Annotated in this window: 15 protein-coding genes and 1 riboswitch; of the genes, 3 read left to right on the top strand and 12 right to left on the bottom strand. The window is 45.1% G+C overall.

What is annotated here, in order from left to right; genetic code table 11:
• Positions 1-15 precede the first annotated feature (15 nt).
• Positions 16-1,440, top strand: coding sequence for a phosphomannomutase CpsG (locus tag JC606_RS07080; protein ID WP_137407081.1), 1,425 nt, complete (start codon positions 16-18; stop codon positions 1,438-1,440).
• Between the two features lie 115 nt (positions 1,441-1,555).
• Here JC606_RS07080 and aroG read toward each other — a convergent pair whose 3' ends face one another.
• From aroG to JC606_RS07060, 4 genes are all read right to left on the bottom strand, one after another.
• Positions 1,556-2,608 (bottom strand): 3-deoxy-7-phosphoheptulonate synthase AroG, encoded by a 1,053-nt coding sequence (gene aroG / locus JC606_RS07075; protein ID WP_105023172.1) that lies wholly within the window; start codon positions 2,606-2,608, stop codon positions 1,556-1,558.
• 312 nt (positions 2,609-2,920) lie between these two features.
• Positions 2,921-3,136, bottom strand: coding sequence for a DUF3820 family protein (locus JC606_RS07070; protein ID WP_061031229.1), 216 nt, complete (start codon positions 3,134-3,136; stop codon positions 2,921-2,923).
• A gap of 12 nt (positions 3,137-3,148) precedes the next feature.
• Positions 3,149-3,820: a DUF3313 domain-containing protein gene (locus JC606_RS07065; RefSeq protein ID WP_137407080.1), complete on the bottom strand. Its 672-nt coding sequence runs from the start codon at positions 3,818-3,820 to the stop codon at positions 3,149-3,151.
• A 96-nt stretch (positions 3,821-3,916) separates the two neighbouring features.
• Positions 3,917-4,270, bottom strand: coding sequence for a transcriptional regulator (locus JC606_RS07060; protein ID WP_105057994.1), 354 nt, complete (start codon positions 4,268-4,270; stop codon positions 3,917-3,919).
• A gap of 322 nt (positions 4,271-4,592) precedes the next feature.
• Positions 4,593-4,682: riboswitch (cyclic di-GMP riboswitch) on the top strand.
• 72 nt (positions 4,683-4,754) lie between these two features.
• On the opposite strand from JC606_RS07060, the gene gbpA reads away from it, so the two are divergent.
• On the top strand, positions 4,755-6,221 hold the full coding sequence (gene gbpA / locus JC606_RS07055) for an N-acetylglucosamine-binding protein GbpA (protein ID WP_137407079.1): 1,467 nt from the start codon (positions 4,755-4,757) through the stop codon (positions 6,219-6,221).
• Between the two features lie 110 nt (positions 6,222-6,331).
• Here gbpA and cyoE read toward each other — a convergent pair whose 3' ends face one another.
• The 4 genes from cyoE to JC606_RS07035 form a co-directional block, all read right to left on the bottom strand.
• Positions 6,332-7,270 carry a heme o synthase gene (cyoE, locus tag JC606_RS07050; RefSeq protein WP_116870880.1) on the bottom strand — a complete coding sequence of 313 codons (939 nt, stop codon included), beginning with the start codon at positions 7,268-7,270 and terminating at the stop codon, positions 6,332-6,334.
• Complete coding sequence (locus JC606_RS07045) at positions 7,260-8,315, bottom strand: COX15/CtaA family protein (protein ID WP_137407078.1); 1,056 nt, start codon at positions 8,313-8,315, stop codon at positions 7,260-7,262. The genes cyoE and JC606_RS07045 overlap by 11 nt, the downstream gene beginning before the upstream one ends.
• 74 nt (positions 8,316-8,389) lie before the next feature.
• Positions 8,390-8,998: an SCO family protein gene (locus JC606_RS07040; protein ID WP_137407077.1), complete on the bottom strand. Its 609-nt coding sequence runs from the start codon at positions 8,996-8,998 to the stop codon at positions 8,390-8,392.
• A 59-nt stretch (positions 8,999-9,057) separates the two neighbouring features.
• Positions 9,058-9,957 carry an SURF1 family protein gene (locus JC606_RS07035; RefSeq protein ID WP_137407076.1) on the bottom strand — a complete coding sequence of 300 codons (900 nt, stop codon included), beginning with the start codon at positions 9,955-9,957 and terminating at the stop codon, positions 9,058-9,060.
• Between JC606_RS07035 and JC606_RS07030 the strand changes: the two genes are divergently transcribed.
• Positions 9,869-10,099, top strand: coding sequence for a DUF2909 family protein (locus tag JC606_RS07030; protein ID WP_061031236.1), 231 nt, complete (start codon positions 9,869-9,871; stop codon positions 10,097-10,099). The two genes, JC606_RS07035 and JC606_RS07030, sit on opposite strands and share 89 nt — an antisense overlap.
• A 22-nt stretch (positions 10,100-10,121) precedes the next feature.
• Here the strand turns inward: JC606_RS07030 and JC606_RS07025 are convergent, their stop codons facing one another.
• Genes JC606_RS07025 through coxB form a run of 4 tightly spaced genes read right to left on the bottom strand, consistent with a single transcriptional unit; the run spans position 10,122 to position 14,531 of the window.
• Positions 10,122-11,006, bottom strand: a complete 885-nt coding sequence (locus tag JC606_RS07025) for a cytochrome c oxidase subunit 3 (protein WP_105057991.1) — start codon at positions 11,004-11,006, stop codon at positions 10,122-10,124.
• A gap of 29 nt (positions 11,007-11,035) precedes the next feature.
• Positions 11,036-11,659: a cytochrome c oxidase assembly protein gene (locus tag JC606_RS07020; protein ID WP_061031238.1), complete on the bottom strand. Its 624-nt coding sequence runs from the start codon at positions 11,657-11,659 to the stop codon at positions 11,036-11,038.
• Positions 11,660-11,670: 11 nt separating this feature from the next.
• The gene (gene ctaD / locus JC606_RS07015; protein WP_061031239.1) at positions 11,671-13,332 is read right to left on the bottom strand and encodes a cytochrome c oxidase subunit I; all 1,662 of its coding nucleotides are present in this window, start codon (positions 13,330-13,332) and stop codon (positions 11,671-11,673) included.
• A complete protein-coding gene (coxB, locus tag JC606_RS07010) occupies positions 13,329-14,531 on the bottom strand; it encodes a cytochrome c oxidase subunit II (protein ID WP_198778283.1) in 1,203 nt (400 codons plus the stop codon). The genes ctaD and coxB overlap by 4 nt, the downstream gene beginning before the upstream one ends.
• Between the last annotated feature and the right edge of the window lie 187 nt (positions 14,532-14,718).

The raw sequence follows: 14,718 nt of genomic DNA, 5'->3' as shown, positions 1-14,718 counted from the left end.
AGCAGCGACGATAGAATGAAACAGAATTTAGATCTCAGCTGCTTTAAAAATAACGATATCCGAGGAATCATTGGTAAACAAATCAATGAGCGCCTAGCTTACCTGCTTGGTATAGCATTTGCCGAATATGTCCTTGCAGAAACATCTAAAACGTCATTCGATGAGCTGGCTCAAGTAGTCATTGGTCGTGATAATCGTGGAACCTCATTGCCACTGCAGAAAGCGATGACCAAGGGTTTGATTGAATCAGGGATAACCGTGGTAGATCTCGGTATGACAGGCACAGAAGAAGTCTACTTTGCGACTCGCCACCTACAAGCCATTGGCGGAGTCCAGATTACAGCAAGCCACAATCCAATCAATTACAATGGTATGAAGTTAGTCGGTCTAGACGCTAATCCGATCAGTAAAAACAATGGGTTAGATGTAATTAAACAGCGTATTGAAGCTCTACAGTATGAGGGCGTAAGCGAACAACCGATCAGCCATGAACAAGCCGATAATTCCATTAGAGCGACCAGTATCCTAGCTCCTTATGTGAATCACCTACTCTCTTACATAAAGCCGTCAAAGCTATCACCGATGAAGATTGTCGTTAACGCGGGAAACGGCGTTGCTGGGCATGTCATTGATGCGTTAGAGACCAAATTCAATGAACTGAATGCTCCAATCACCTTCATCAAGGTTCACCACATTCCTGATGGGATGTACCCAAATGGCATCCCTAACCCTTTACTCAAAGAAAACCAAGCTGCGACTCGCGATGCTGTTTTAGAGCACTCCGCAGACCTTGGCATCGCCTGGGATGGTGATTTTGATCGTTGTTTCTTCTTTGATGAAAAAGGTAATTACATTGAGGGTTACTACATCGTCGGTCTGCTAACCGAAGCCTTCTTACTGAAGGATTCCAATGCAACTGTACTACACGACATGCGCATGACATGGAATACAATAGAGGTTGCCGAGAGATTAGGTGGAAATGCAGTGGGCGTAAAAGCTGGGCATGCTTTGATCAAAGAGAAAATGCGAGAGCTCAACGCTGTGTACGGTGGAGAAATGAGCGCACATCACTACTTCCGTGATTTTGGATATTGCGACTCAGGGATGATTCCTTGGCTACTCGTCATCGAACTGATCAGTAAGACTCAACAATCGCTTCATCAACTTATCAGCTCTAGCGTAGAAAGATTCCCCTCTTCTGGAGAGATCAATCGCAAGGTAGCAGACCCAGAACAAGCTATCGTTCGTGTACTTTCATGCTACCAAAAGCGTGCTGTAAACATAGATCATACCGACGGTATTAGCATGGATATGGGTACTTGGCGCTTTAACTTAAGGAAATCCAATACCGAGCCACTAATCCGCCTTAATGTAGAAACCAAGCAAGATAAAGATTTGTTGTCACTTAAAGTCGACGAGCTAGTGTCTTTCCTAGTTTAAAAATACAGGTCACTTCCTATTAGCGATTAGAGACTATTAAAAAGCCCTTACTCACAAAAGCGAGTAAGGGCTTCAATTGTCTAAGTCGTTCTAGAGACTAATTAAAGTCACTAATTTACTTGTTACGGCGAGCTTCAACTGCATCTGCCAGTTGACGAAGTACTGTTTCAGTATCTTCCCAACCAATACAAGCGTCAGTAATTGACTGGCCATATGTTGGAGCTTTGCCGTCAACCAAATCCTGGCGGCCTTCAACTAGATGAGATTCGATCATCACACCAAAGATAGCTTTGTCACCACCAGAGATCTGTGCGCTCACGTCATCCGATACGTTCAGTTGGCGCTTAAATTGCTTAGAGCTGTTTGCGTGGCTAAAGTCGATCATTACTTTCTGTGGTAGGCCTGAGGCTTCAAGCTCTTGCTTGATCTTACCAACGTGCTCTGCGCTGTAGTTTGGCTCTTTACCACCACGTAGGATGATATGACAATCAGGGTTACCAGCCGTTTCAACGATAGCTGAATGGCCATACTTAGTTACAGACAAGAAGTGGTGAGAAGCACTTGCAGAGCGGATTGCGTCTGTTGCGATCTTGATGTTGCCATCAGTACCATTCTTGAAACCAACAGGGCATGAAAGACCAGAAGCTAGCTCACGGTGAACTTGAGATTCCGTAGTACGTGCGCCAATTGCACCCCAGCTAATTAAGTCTGCTACGTATTGAGGCGTGATCATGTCTAGGAATTCACTTGCCGTCGGCATACCCATGTCTGTTAGATCAAGCAATAGCTTACGTCCAAGACGTAGACCATCGTTTAGCTTGAACGTGTCATCCATGTACGGGTCATTGATCAGGCCTTTCCAGCCAACGGTAGTACGTGGTTTTTCAAAGTAAACACGCATTACGATTTCTAGCTTATCGCCTAGTTCGTCACGCAGAACTTTCAAACGCTTACCGTATTCAAGAGCGGCTTCTGGATCATGAATAGAACATGGACCAACGATAACCAATAGGCGGTCATCTTTGTCTTCTAGAATGTTGTGAATTGCTTTACGGCTTTCAAAGGTTGTAGAAGAAGCAACTTCTGTCGCTGGAAACTTTTCTAAAACAGCAACAGGGGGTAATAACTCTTTTACTTTGTTAATTCTTACATCATCAGTCTGGAACATTGCTTACTTCTTCCTATATCTATCCTTGAGCTGAATGTACGTTATCTCACGTAACTTTCCATCAGCACATATCTTCTTGTTCCCTGTAACTTAACTAGTAAAAACGCCAGTTTCAATCACTAATTTAAAAAGAACGCAATTTTTTTTGTGTTTTATATTTAAAACACCCTGTATAACTTTATTTACACGCTATCGATTGCGCAATTTCAATAGGATAACGTTGAATGTTTTTTCACCCATCACTTGTCAACAAAACTGTTCTATCAACAGAAACAAAAAAGCCCACGCTGTTAACGTGAGCTTTATAATTAATTACATTCTTTTCAATGGCTTGACGACACTGTCGAGCCCTTCTATTTTTAGCGCTAGGCACAGTTTGAGCAGGTCACCTAGCTCACCGTTTGGGAACCCTTTCTTGTCAAACCACAACAAATATTCTTCAGGTAAGTCAATTAGTGTGCGGCCGGTGTACTTTCCAAATGGCATCTGCATTCGAGCCAACTTAATCAGGTTCTCTTTCTCTAGCATTGTTCGGTCTTTCTATGCGTCATCGATGTTCTGTAGAGTATCACCTAAACGTTCAACCCAATAGTTGATTGCATCTTTGGCATCATCAAGTGAATCGATCATAGTTGAAAAGTCCTTATTTCCGGCTTCACGATCGATCGATGCGAACAGTGGTGTGCCATCTTGAGCGTCACTCACCAGCAGCTCGACACTCGCACTACCAACATTGGTGTGCTCTCCTGTCGCAACTTTTGAGATGGTCGACATGGCAAGACCAAAAGGTAAGACACTACTGGTAACGGCTAAGATAGGATTTGGCGTTTCAACGTTACTCAATGCGATACTCAGGCGTAACGTTTTGCCCGTCGGCTCACCAACGATCACTTTGTGAGGTGATATTTTCTCTTCTAATCGGTTCACCATGTGGTCGGTAAGTTCCTGAATTTCTTCTTGATCTAACGAACCTTCTTCGGCAAGCACAAAGATTTGGTCAATGACGACAGAATCATAGTCATCCAACTTACTCTTCAAGCGGTCGGCGTCACGCAGCCCTAATCTTGCCCAAACGAGGTCAACTCCCCCGTCAGGGCCAGGCTGAAAATCTTCATAAGTGGTGAATTTGGTAGCAGTCTTGATTGGGCCGCCTGCACAACCAAACAAAAAGATGCTGGTTGCGACAAGCAAAAATAGTTTTAGAGGATTCATAGCGCACTTAGGTTGGAAGAAAAACACCCAAGTATGCTATACCATATGTAAAAAGTTTGTAGAAAAAGGGGCTATAACTCAGAGCTAACTCTAAAATTAGTTGTGTTGAACAGTGTGAGCATACTCTACGATAACTTGATTTCCTTCGATGTAAGCATTTTGGATCTCTCCATCAACACTCATTCTACTTTTCAGATAGACCACTTTAGGACCAGAGTCATTTCCTTCTTTAAGTGACGGGAATACGTTTCTCGGTTCCAAGTGAAGTAGACGACAGAAATGGCTCACAAATGACATAGTCAGCGGCGACTCCCCTCGCAACATATTTGAGAAATCAAGCTGACTCATTCCAAGCTTCTTTGAAAACTCCATCTGCGTGATTCGCATTCGCGATTTTTGTGACATCCACGTTTGGTACAACGCTTCTCTATCTTGTTCAGTGAATTCCATACTGACTCCTTTATATAATTCATACCAATTAATTGTCCGGTTTTTCATACATAACGTGTCAGGGTTTGGTTAGTGGAAACCAAAGGTTTGGTTTTGATATGCGCTCAATCGTTATCAGCAACTAAAGTTAAGCACCCAAACCATTCATAAAAACAATTAGAGCAAATGCTTTCTTAATTTATTTCAATCACTTATAGGTAAATAAAGAATACATTTAGCAAGTTAATTTGTGACAAGAATTAAAAGTTCGAGATTAGCATTCCACATTTCAATCTATTCATTCGCATTTATAAAACGCGTTGACTACATTTCGCTTGCTTAAACGCACTTCTGGCAAACTATTTGAAAGAATAGGACGCAAAGCCACCGCTCTGTCGACAATTATTCTGTCTATGATAGCGGAGCTGCCACTTAATAGGATTTAAGTGCAAATGCGTGCCGGAGTGTTCTCTTTTTTGTCGGCCAAATACAGTAAGGACAAATAATGAAACAACTCCCAAAAAAATCACTCATCGCTCTGTCGCTACTAAGCGTTAGTGGTGCAAGCTTCGGTCACGGTTATGTCTCGGCATACAATAATGGCGTAGCTGAAAGCCGTGTAGCGCTGTGTAAGTTCCCTGCGAGTGATACACAAGAGAAGAACACCAACTGTGGTGGTATCCAATACGAACCGCAAAGTGTGGAAGGCCCTGAAGGCTTCCCAGAGGTTGGCCCTGCTGATGGAAAAATCGCTAGTGCGCAATCTTCTTTAGCGGCTGCGCTAGACGAGCAAACGGCAGACCGTTGGGTTAAACGCCCTATCCAATCTGGCTCTCAGTACTTTGAGTGGACATTTACAGCAAACCACGTGACTCACGATTGGAAATACTACATTACAAAACCAGACTGGAATCCAAACCAGCCTTTGGCTCGCAGTTCTTTTGATCTAACACCATTCTGTGTAGTCGAAGGCAATATGGAACAGCCACCAATGCAAGTAAGCCACTTGTGTAATGTCCCTGAGCGTGAAGGCTACCAAGTGATTCTTGCTGTTTGGGATGTGGGTGATACTGCAATGGCTTTCTACAACGTTATTGATGTGAAATTTGATGGCGATGGCCCGATCATTCCTGATTGGGACCAAGGCGGTCAAATCAACCCAACTCGCGACCTAAACATCGGTGATGCCGTTTACACTCGTGTCTTTGACCAATCTGGTGAGAACGCTTCATACAGCACAGAGCTAGTCATTGAGAACAACGAACAAGGTAAAGCGAATAACTGGTCTTATGCATTGGCATCAAAGATCAACCAAGAGCAGACGCAAATCAAAGCGGGTCAATTGAACGACCAAGGTGATTTCGCTCCTGTATACGGCTCAAATCCAGTTTACTTAAAAGCAGGTTCAGGCTTTAAGAGCGTAGAGATCGGCTACAAGATTGATACTCCAGAGCCAGAGCATGAAGTTGAAGTAACAGGTTTAGAATCAGAGTACATTATCGATGAGAGTCAACCGACTCAACTTGATCTTACTCTAGCGGCAACAGGCGATGTTCAAGCAGAACTCACGGTATACAACCACCATCGTGAAGCACTTGCGTCTCAGAAATCTGAACTTAAAGACGGACAAGTTGAAGATGTTCAGTTGACTCTGTCTAAATCTGAAGCTGGCCACCACATGCTTGTGGTTGTAACTAAGGATGACCAAGGCAACTTAGTTGACCAAAACACGCTTGATTTCCACCTTATGGACGAGCAAACACCGCCACCAGCAGGCGATTACGATTTCGTATTCCCTGAAAGCATTGAATCTTACACTGAAGGTACAAAAGTACTGAGCAGCGACGGTAGCGTTTATCAGTGTAAAGAGTTCCCATACTCTGGTTACTGTATTCAGTGGGCACCAACGGCAACTCAGTACGAACCTGGTGTAGGCTCACACTGGCAAGATGCTTGGTACAAAGTCGACTAATTGATCGCTCTGTGCTTACTTTCATGATAGTGAAACTAAGCAATCAGCCAAACAAAAACGGATGCCAAGCGCATCCGTTTTTTATTCAGTATTCATCTACAAGTCTGATCTTAAAGGAGGTAATGGTCTGCCAGCAAAGCAACAAACAAAATCATGAGATGATAAATAGAAAACTTGAATGTCTTCATCGCCATGTTAGGCTCATCACGATACTTCAATACCCAGGCATGATAAACAAACCCACCGTTGAGCACCAAAGACGCGCTCAGGTATATCCAACTGCTCATTCCAACCAATACTGGCAGCACACACACGATGCTCAGCAATAGTGTATACAGCAGAATTGAAGTCTTGGTGTAAGTTATCCCATGTGTCACAGGCAACATCGGGATATCTACCTTGGCATATTCGTCACGACGATGAATCGCAAGCGCCCAAAAGTGAGGAGGTGTCCAGATGAAGATGATCATCACCAGTAGCCATGCGTTGGAGTGCAACTCGTTAGTCACTGCCGTCCAACCCAATAAAGGTGGCATTGCCCCTGCGATCCCTGCAATGACAATGTTCTGTGGCGTCGCTCGTTTTAAATACATGGTATAGATAACCGCATAACCTAATAAGCTCGCAAAGGTTAGCCAAGCCGTAAGCGGGTTAACTAACAAGGCTAAAGTCACAAAGCCAAGTAAACCGATACCTGCTGCAAAGGCGAATACTCGTACACTGCTGAGCTCACCCGATGGTAAAGGACGACGATTAGTACGAGACATTTGCCCGTCGATCTTCTTGTCGATCAAGTGATTAAATGCAGCGGCTGAACCCGCCATCAACCCTATCCCTACCATGCCAAATAATGCTTGCTGTAATGGCAATCCATTAGGCACCGCTAAACACATGCCGACTAATGCTGTTAACAACATCAAAGCAACCACTTTAGGCTTAGTCAGTGTTAAATAGACCTTCCAAGCTGCTTTGTTTTGAGCAGCAACTTCATGACTTGAAGCGGTATCTTGAACCACAATTTGATGCTGTGTTGAAGTTCTACTGACCATGATTACCTCCTTGTAATACACTGTTCTTTGCCAAGCGCTCACTTGGTTTTCGTTGCCACACTACAAAGTTTGTCGCAACCAGACTGACAAGCAGCATCGCCGCAACTAAGTTATGAAGCACTGCCACTGAAATCGGTAGATGGAACCACACGTTACTGATCCCTAAACTGACTTGCACGGCTAATACCAATGCCACAATGACACCCAGTTTTTGGTGCGCTGTTTGACCAAGCTTCCACAACTGATACACGACCATTAGCACCGTTATCGTTGCCACAATAGCGCCAAACCTATGCATGACATGTATGGTGAGCCTTGCGGGATACTCGAGCACACCAAACTCATAGTTATCATGCCCATGCTGTGCAAAGTCGAACGCATTCTTAAAATCTAGGTAGCTTATCCAATTACCTTCACAGATAGGCAGTTGAGTACATACCAGCGCGGCATAATTTGAAGACGTCCAACCGCCAAGTAAGATCTGTCCAATTACAACCATCAGGCCAAGTAACGCAGCAAACTTGCTCGTCGCCGAGTATGTCGTTTCACTGAACCGAGTCTGGAAATTAGAGAGGCGACAATACAGTAGGCAGAGCAGAGACAGCAGAGTGAACCCTCCCATCAAGTGCGCCATCACCACAACAGGCATCAGTTTGAGAGTCACTGTCCACATCCCTAACAAAGCTTGAAAGATCACCGTTGCTGCAATAAGTAACGGTAGTCCAGCAGAAGTGATGTTCTTCTTAATACACCAAGCAACTACAACAAAGATGAGAAGCCCTAATGAACCAGCAAAGTAGCGATGTATCATCTCTATCCAAGCTTTATTAGCCTCAAGAGCACGTTCAGGGAATTGGAGGTTAGCTTGGTTCACTGCTTGTGCATCAGACGGTACTGTGAGCTTTCCATAACACCCAGGCCAGTCAGGGCAACCAAGCCCAGCATCCGATAATCGGGTATAAGCACCGAGCACAATCACTGTCAGCGTCAGTAAGATAGTCACTCGCATCACGAGCATGAGTAAATCAGGGGCTTTGTTCTGCATCGTTTATCTCCCTATACTTATTCCCTTTCGCTGCCAGAGTTCAGTCACCACAGTCAAACCGATTCGCTTATCAACTATCCAACACGTGATAGCTTTAGAAGCTTTCTGAGGTCATGAACCATGCCTTTGGACTGCCCGACTAACTGCGACGGTTCTGAGACACTTTTGTATTCCATAACGAGTTGCCCAAGGGGATCAATGATAACAATCGAAGCTGGTGCAAACTTAGTGCTCAACTGCTCCCCACCAGACAGAAATGACAAATCAGGTTTGTTAAATGCTCCTGGTAATGCATCCCCTTCAGAAACAAAAACCACAGCTGTCACTCGTTCTTTGTTCTTCCCTAGCGCTAAGTAGCTTTGGTTCAAGTAATGGAGTTGTTGTTCGCATAAGCTATCGCAGTCCGTTGGCGCAATGTAACCCACCAACCACCCTTCTCCTTCCATCGGCGTCGTCAGCCCAAAATCTTGTAGAGTCACTCTTGGCTCAACTAACTCCCCACTGTTTGTCACACCAGATGTGTACCAATTCTGCTCTAATACAGTTTTAGCAATAATGGCAGGTAAGGCGAAGACCAAGATCAACCCGATGAAGATAAGTCGACCACGTGAGCGGCGCTGTTTAAACGCAGCAAGATTAGCATCGGTACTTTCCTTTTTAGTTTGTGTTTGAGACTTATCCATTTTGATTCCCTGTATTAGTCGCTGCCGATCACTAACCGTGTTTATGTCGTTACAAGCATTTACTTCTTATTCATGTGACTATGTTTCTTCAAGTATCTGAACCCAATCAACAACATCAGCGAAAGCAATACTGCAGCCATCACAAACCATTGAAATGAGTAACCGAAGTGCTTCTCAGACTTCATCGCAGTCGGGCGCCATAGCATTTCATAAGGCCATGAATCTAAGCTCTGAGGTTGAAAAACGAACGGTAACACCTCTTGCCCTGTGTATTGTGATAACGCTTCTATGTTGATATTTTGAATCCTTTTCGGCGTCGTGTTTTCTAGCCCAAGTTCCTGACTTAACGGATTCACCGAACGTGTGTACAAGCGACCAGACATCTCGATTGGTAGCGTGATCTTTCCTATTCCTGGTAGCTCTCTTCTGTCATTACTTGCTGCAACGAATCCAAGATCGATCAAAAGCTGTTTTCTTCCATCTTGAGTTTGAACCTCGCCCAGCATGTAAATCACATACCCCACCGTTCCTTGATTGATTTGATTGTCCAGCAAGAGAATTAAACCACTCGATTTCACTAATTCGACGTCAGCGTTCAAGCCATTTAAGGTCGAAGGGGGCACCGACTGCTGAGTTCCAACGCTTGCCTCTCGCCATTCAGTGAGCACTGCATCTAGTGGTTTAGAAGGTTGCACAGATCTCTGCGATAGCTGCTGCTCATAACGTAGTTTCTCGTTACCTCTGTCTAACTGCCATAAACCCAACTTGATTAAAGTGCCGACTGAAACCAAAGTTAAAGCAACCGCAAACCAAAAACCTTTACTGCGGAACGTTCGTTCATCATGATTCAAACGGTTTGGAGTTATCACTATGGCGTCACCTACCTTTATCCTGTTATTCAAAGTTGTGTTAGTTGCCCTGCTATTTTTCATCGCATTCAACTTAATGAAAGGGCTCATTCAAATCGCTTCTAGCAAACACAATGGCAAAAAGCTGAGTCACTTCTTGGGGCGTCGAGTCATGTGGTCAGCCGTTGCTGTGTTACTGCTATTGCTTGCTTTAGGGTCAGGAGTGATAACTCCCAACCCTCGTCCTTATTAAGCCCTTTAGCTCTGTCGCTTCGCTAAAGTACGTATACAAACACGAATAATCCTAACCACACCACATCAACAAAGTGCCAATACCAACTGCCGGCTTGGAATGCAAAATGGTCTTTGGGTGTAAAATGATCTTTGGCAACCCTAGCCAACAGCACGATTAAAAAGATCGTCCCTAAGCAGACATGTAAACCATGGAAACCCGTCAGTAAGAAGAAGGTGTTGCCATAGATTCCCGATTGAAGAGTAAGGCCCATATCTTGATAAGCATGGATATACTCTTCAACTTGGAAAAATAGGAAGAACCCAGCCAGAACGATGGTGATCTCTAACCAAACGATTAATGCCATGCGCTTGTTTTGTTCGAGGCTTAGATGGGCCATATGCAGCGTGATGGACGAAAGCAATAGGATAATGGTGTTTTTGAGTGGAATTCCTTGCCATGGCATAGCTTGTGTTGTTACGCCATCCGGTGTCGTAGTCAGCGGCCACATTGATTGGAACATTGGCCACAATACTTCATGAGTCATTTCATTGTTGCCCGCCCCGCCAATCCATGGGACAGAAATCATACGAGCGTAGAACAGCGCGCCAAAGAAAGCACCGAAGAACATGATTTCAGAAAAGATGAACCAACTCATGCCTTGCCTGAAAGAGCGGGATATTTGCTCAGAATAGAGGCCGCTCAAGGATTCTGTAATCACGTTGCTAAACCAACCCGCAAGCATGTAAAGCAACACCGCAAACCCGACGAACAACACAGCCTTACCGAACACACCGCCAGCGGCATCAGTGCCCATGTTTTGCACGGTTAACCCTGCTCCAACCGCAACAAGAAATAGCGCAACGGCACCGACTAATGGCCAATGGCTTTGATGTGGAACGAAATAAACTTCCTTTTTAGAACTCATCGCTCAACTCCTTTTGTTGATTCTGGTTCCTAGTTACTCGCGATTACATTAGGCTCGGCACTACTTGATTCCCCGACCACCTCATTCGTAATGTTAAATAGCGTATAAGAGAGCGTCAGTGTGTGAATCGATTCTGGAATATCTGGCTCTATGTAAAATATCAAACCCATTTCAGCGCTTTTATGCCCCTCTAATGGCTGCTGGTTAAAGCAGAAGCATTCCATCTTATTAAAGTAAGTCGCCCCCATCCCTGGAGATACTGAAGGCACAGCCTGCCCCACTAGAGAGTTTCCTGATAAATTTTTGGCGATGTAATTCGTTTGAATTACCTCACCAGGGTGAACCTCTAACACACGATCTTCAGGAACGAACTGCCAGGGCATATCAGGTTTGATGTGCGACATAAACTCCACACGAACTGTGCGAGAATAATCTGGCTGCATCCCACGTGGCTGTACCGCAGACACGGTATTAGTTTTGCCGTTGATTCCCAAAGCCTCGCACATCACATCGTAGAGTGGCACCAAAGCAAAACCGAAGCCAAACATCGCTACCACACTCAATACCAAGTAACCCGTTAGCTTTTTAGTTGATCGCTTCTTGGTTGACCGCTTTGGTTGGTTTTTATCTAGTTCGCTTTGCTTATCACTCATAGCCCATCTCCCTAATCGACTTTAGGCGGATGAGTAAAAGTATGATGAGGCGCAGGGCTTGGTACCGTCCACTCTAACCCTTCAGCACGTTCCCATGGCTTGCTTGGTGCTAGCTCGCCGCCTTTCACACACTTGATAACTAGCCACAAAAAGATGAGTTGCGATAAACCAAAGGCGAAGCCCCCTATCGACACCACTTGGTTAACGTCAGCGAACTGGATAGCGTAGTCTGGAATACGACGTGGCATCCCCGCTAAACCTAGGAAATGCATAGGGAAGAAAAGAACATTCACTGAGATTACTGACGTCCAGAAATGCCATAGACTGAGCTTGTGGTCGTACATATGACCAGTCCATTTAGGTAACCAATAATAAGCGGCGGCCATTATCGAGAACACGGCACCAGTCACCAGAACGTAGTGGAAGTGAGCCACTACAAAATAGGTGTCGTGGTATTGGAAATCTGCAGGAACAATGGCGAGCATCAATCCAGACAAGCCACCTATCGTGAACAGAACGATAAAGGCAATGGTGAACAGCATTGGGGTTTCGAAAGTCAATGCGCCTCGCCACATGGTTGCGACCCAGTTAAAGACTTTCACGCCTGTCGGCACAGCAATCAACATGGTGCAATACATGAAGAACAGCTCTGCAAAGACGGGCATCCCCGTGGTGAACATATGGTGTGCCCAAACTAAGAAGGACAAGATTGCGATACTACAGGTCGCGTACACCATTGAGTGATAACCGAACAAACGCTTGCCACTAAATGCAGGGATAATTGCTGAAACAATACCAAAGGATGGCAAAATCATGATGTAAACTTCAGGGTGCCCAAAGAACCAAAATATGTGCTGGAACATGACGGGGTCACCGCCACCGGCCGCATCGAAGAAGCTCGTCCCAAAGTATTTGTCGGTCAACACCATGGTCACGGCCCCTGCGAGAACTGGCATTACGGCTATCAGCAAGAAAGCGGTAATTAACCAAGTCCAAACAAACATTGGCAATTTAAACCAAGTCATACCCGGAGCTCTCATGTTCACGATAGTCACGATAACGTTGATCGCGCCCATGATTGAGCTAATACCCATGATGTGAACAGAGAATACAAACAAAGCTGTGCTATCTGGGCCATACGTCGTTGAGAGCGGTGCGTAGAATGTCCAACCAAAGCTAGGACCGCCCCCTTCAGTAAACAAAGATCCAATCAAGATTAGGAAGGCGAAAGGTAGAATCCAGAAACTGAGGTTGTTCATTCGAGGTAACGCCATATCTGGAGCGCCGATCATCATAGGGATCATCCAGTTGGCGAGCCCTGTGAATGCAGGCATTACCGCGCCAAATACCATGATCAAGCCATGGACTGTGGTCATCTGGTTGAAGAAATCAGGCTCAACAAGCTGCAGACCCGGTTGGAATAGCTCCGCACGGATCACCATCGCCATCGCACCGCCAGTTAGGAACATGGCGAAACTGAACCACAGATATAGCGTACCTATGTCTTTATGATTGGTTGAATACAGCCAACGCGCCCATCCTTTAGGAGCGGCATGGGAATCGTGATCGTCCGAAGGTAAGTCATGGCTGTCTAAGGTACCATCTAAAGTATGACTTAGAGCCTGGTCTTCTGCAGGCGCCGATTTCACCGGCTTTTCGATTGGTGAACTCATAGCTGCTCCTTAGCATCACTTTGTGCTTCATCCGCAGAGCCTTCCGCTCCACCCGACTGTTTAACCTTATAGGCATAAACATCTGAAGCTTGAACCACATCGCCAGTGTCATTCCCCCAAGCATTTCGTTGGTAGGTCACGACTGCTGCAATCTCTTTCTCAGTCAACTGATTGTCGAAGGCTTGCATTGCCGTGCCTCCTCGACCGTAAACAATAGTGTCGATATGAACATCTACATCTCCAAGAGCAACTGGGCTACCTTTGATAGCAGGAAACGCTCCGGGTATACCTTCACCGTTTGCTTGATGACATACGGCACATCGAGTTTTGTATACCTCTTCACCTATGGTGTTCAACTCTTCCAAAGAAAGTGACGCGTCTAACGCATCTTGAGCCGCTTGTTGTGCGGCAATCGTTAGCTCTTTCTGTTCTGCTAACCATGCGTCAAACTCATCTTCTGCCATGGCATGCACTACTATCGGCATGAAGCCGTGAGCACGACCACAAAGCTCTGCACACTGTCCTCGGTAAACGCCTGGTTCATCAATTTTTGTCCAAGCTTCGTTAATGAAACCCGGAATGGTATCTTTTTTAACGGCAAAGGCCGGAACCCACCAAGAGTGAATCACATCATCTGAAGTCATCAAGAAGCGAACTTTTCGATCGACAGGAAGGACGAGTGGTTTATCAACCTCTAGCAAGTAATGAGCGCCTTTCACTTCAATGCCTTCGATTTCTTTATCACTGGTTGCCAGCAAGCTGAAGAATTCAACATCTTCGCCAAAATAACTGTAATGCCATTTCCATTGTGAGCCAGTAATTTTAACTGTGAGTTCAGATTGGGAGGTGTCTTCCATCGCTATCAAGGTTTTAGTAGCGGGAATCGCCATTGCGATAAGAATAATGATGGGGATAATGGTCCAGAGAATTTCGACTTTGGTACTTTCATGAAAGTGAGCGGCCACCGCGCCCTTCGACTTTCGGTGCCTTAGAATCGAATAAAACATCACCCCGAACACAACGAAGGCGATTGCACAGCAGATGTAGAAGATCAACATGTGAAGTTCATACACTTGACCACTGATCTCTGTTACACCTTGTGTCATGTTATATTCGCTACTCGCATTCACCCACGGCGAAATCGACAGCACAACAAAACTGTTCAAAAGCCACGCTAGCCTAACCAGTAATCTTTTCAAAAGATCTCTCCTTATCCTTCCTAATTGGATACATGCGACCTAAATGTCGTTGCGAACACAACAGCACTCATTGCTGTACCGGCTTCGCATGAAAAGGCTGAATCTCAATCTACTACTCTCGTGAGCACAGCCTATAACGGGCTGCTAGATCCTCTTAACTTACCGACTTATACGTCTATCAAAGTCT

It is taken from the genome of Vibrio sp. IB15 (genome assembly GCF_016406055.1).
GTDB lineage: Bacteria > Pseudomonadota > Gammaproteobacteria > Enterobacterales > Vibrionaceae > Vibrio > Vibrio chagasii.
The sequence above is the reverse complement of the archived record's forward strand: the minus strand, read 5'-3'. Positions and strand labels throughout refer to the sequence as shown.